The organism is Sphingomonas sp. LH128 (genome assembly GCF_000293195.2).
In the GTDB taxonomy this organism is placed as follows: Bacteria; Pseudomonadota; Alphaproteobacteria; order Sphingomonadales; family Sphingomonadaceae; genus Novosphingobium; species Novosphingobium resinovorum_A.
Genome location: NZ_ALVC01000482.1, coordinates 1 through 2,391, shown reverse-complemented (window position 1 = coordinate 2,391; position 2,391 = coordinate 1). Strand labels below are relative to the sequence as shown.

Here is a 2,391-nt window from a genome sequence, read left to right as displayed (position 1 = left end):
CGGCCTATGCCACGATCAAGGGATTCGAAGTCATGCGAGCCCTGCGCAAAGGACAGGCTCGCCCCTGGTGCCTGCAGCCCGGCATCAGGGGCGAGGTGCGCCTTGTGGAGAGAGCTTTTGGCATTGGGCCCTCGGCGCTGACGGAGGCCATGGGCATGCTCAACCACCATTTCGCAGCAGCCGCCTGATCGGCGCAGAGCGACAGCCTACCTCTGACTGCCGCCAATCTTTGCAACAGAGCCGTCGGCAGCGTCGCCGTCATCGATGCATGCGCAATCTTTACCGCATGCGGAGAAAGGACGCCGAGGTCGCGATGTTCTTCTGCACGCGTAAAACCCCCGGCGCGAACCATGCGGAAGAGATCTGGCAGCGCTACCCCGGCCTCGTCGCGGTCGATGGCGAGCTGAGCGCCATGTCCTGGGGCTTCCCGCCCCACGGCCGTCAGCAAGGCGGCCGGCAAGCCGCTCAAGCCCTCGCCGGTCAACAGCGCCCGCGACGACAAGCTGCCGATCTACCTGATCTGGAGAGGCAGCTTCCGCGAGCGACGCTGCCTGATCCCGATGACGCAATGTTGCGAGCCCGAAGGCAAGGACCGGCACAGCACCCGCACGTGGCACTCGCTACCCCGAGAGAAAATCTCCGCCATCACCGGGATCTGGCGACCGCTCGACGAGTGGGGTGACGCCTATTCCATGGTCATGGTGCCGGGCTGCGAGCAGATGTCCGACATCCACAACCGAATACCAACCATCCTGCGGCGCGAGGACTGGTCAGGATGGACCGATGAAACGCCGGATGAAGCCTTAGCGCTTCTGCGCACGTGGAAGGGGCCGCTGGTCGTAGATCGAACCGAAGGACTATGCTTTCAAAAGCGCCCGTTCGCTGCAACGCTCCAAGCACCGCGGCGGGGCTGCCGAGTGGAAGCGCCACGTACGAACCTTCCAGAGCCCGCTCGATGTCGTCGCCCGTGACGGGGCCGCCCAGCATTCCCGCAAGCACTGTAGCCAAGGTCGCGACTTGCTCAATCGGGAGGGAAACACCAGCATCAGCAACAGCCGCGCTGGCGTCTTCATCGGTGGCATGGCGGAGGTGTTCGATCGAGTCCATGCGAGCTCCGTCGGGTAGGCCTTCCACGCAACGGCGGCCGGGACCGTTTTGTTTCTTCGCCGGGGCGAAGGGCGCGAATCGACGATACGTGAGCGCAGACTGCTGGGCAATGTCAGTCAGTCGGGGATTTCTCGTCGCCAGCGGCACCGCGAAGCCAGGCCGGAACCGTCGGGCGTGCTTCCGCCTGTGCCAAGATGCGAGAACAGGCGAACGCCCGATCTGCCTCGTCGCCGTGTTCCGCAAGATCGAGCAAGGCGGGGGTGTCAGCGTCGGAAACGTGAAGGTCGTTCGACAGCAGCCAATCGGCCAATGCGTCGCGCAGATTGTCAGAAATCTGCACCATCATACTCCTCGTCGCCATCATCTCCACCCGAACGCCAATTTCGCCTGTTCGATCCCGGCGCCTGTCACACCCCTCCCTCTGCGTCGGCGGGGTTGTCTGGTTTAGGACGCCATTAAGCAGATAGCGGATGTCGGCGAATCGAGGGATGAACCGAAACATCATTTGGAAAGTCATTGATCAACGCTCCCCCCCCTGTCGCTGGGGCAACGTGAACGCGCTCATCGAAGCTGTCGAGCACGACAACAGAGTTTTGGATGCCGATCAGGCCCCGGAAAGCGACCCGCTGGATGTGATTGATTACGACCAGCGCGAAGGTGTAAAGGTCGATCCCTTGGGCGAACAGCGATCCCTTGATGTGATTTACATGCTGGATACGTTCGCCAACGAGTACCCGTTGTTCGCGTCCGATCCGCCCGTGGTCTTCGTCCTCGACGCCGGGGCACCCCCACCATGGCACATATCCGTGGCTCGCCACGTTAGTAGCCGAGCAGCGCGCGCACCAGCGCCTCACCATCAAGGCGGTCGGTCTCTGCCCGCCGACTGCACCGAGAGGCGGCATTGAAAGCCACATCCACGACGTGGCTTTCAATGCCTTCTTTCTCAAGACAACGATGAATCCCGAATCCATCGAGCCCCGCCTCCTGAATGACGATCAAACTGTAGGCGACACCGGTGCGCTTCCCACACCTTCTTGTGGAACTGCGAAATCCTTGCGAACAGGCCAAAGATGTCCCCACCCGGAACCGTTCGGCGCGACACCCGCGCAGCATTGCCGGGCGCCAGTGAAATGACGAGCCAAGTAGATCGGCTCAATTCCAACGAGACGAAGATTGAACTTTGCTGCGTGCTGATGGTGGCATGAGAAGAAACTGACACGGGCTACTTCCTTCACGATCTGCGAGGGGCTGATCCTGTCATCACCGGCACCGTCCCGCGCCCAT

At 62.0% G+C, this 2,391-nt stretch carries 2 protein-coding genes and 2 pseudogenes; 2 read left to right on the top strand and 2 right to left on the bottom strand.

Annotation, left to right across the window (positions count from 1 at the left end):
• Nucleotides 1–188, top strand: a pseudogene (locus tag LH128_RS28800) (IS6 family transposase); the annotation flags it as partial.
• Between the two features lie 315 nt (nt 189–503).
• Nucleotides 504–971, top strand: a complete 468-nt coding sequence (locus LH128_RS32620) for an SOS response-associated peptidase family protein (RefSeq protein ID WP_327195311.1) — start codon at nt 504–506, stop codon at nt 969–971.
• Nucleotides 972–1,219: 248 nt separating this feature from the next.
• On the opposite strand, the gene LH128_RS28795 is transcribed toward LH128_RS32620, so the two are convergent.
• Both LH128_RS28795 and LH128_RS35070 read right to left on the bottom strand, forming a co-directional pair.
• Nucleotides 1,220–1,453, bottom strand: a complete 234-nt coding sequence (locus LH128_RS28795) for a hypothetical protein (protein ID WP_008833231.1) — start codon at nt 1,451–1,453, stop codon at nt 1,220–1,222.
• Nucleotides 1,454–1,766: 313 nt separating this feature from the next.
• Nucleotides 1,767–2,326, bottom strand: a pseudogene (locus tag LH128_RS35070) (IS110 family transposase); the annotation flags it as partial.
• Between the last annotated feature and the right edge of the window lie 65 nt (nt 2,327–2,391).

Excerpts from the sequence above, each read along its gene's own strand:
- LH128_RS28795 (WP_008833231.1), bottom strand. The coding sequence starts at position 1,453 with ATGATGGTGCAGATTTCTGACAATCTGCGCGACGCATTGGCCGATTGG.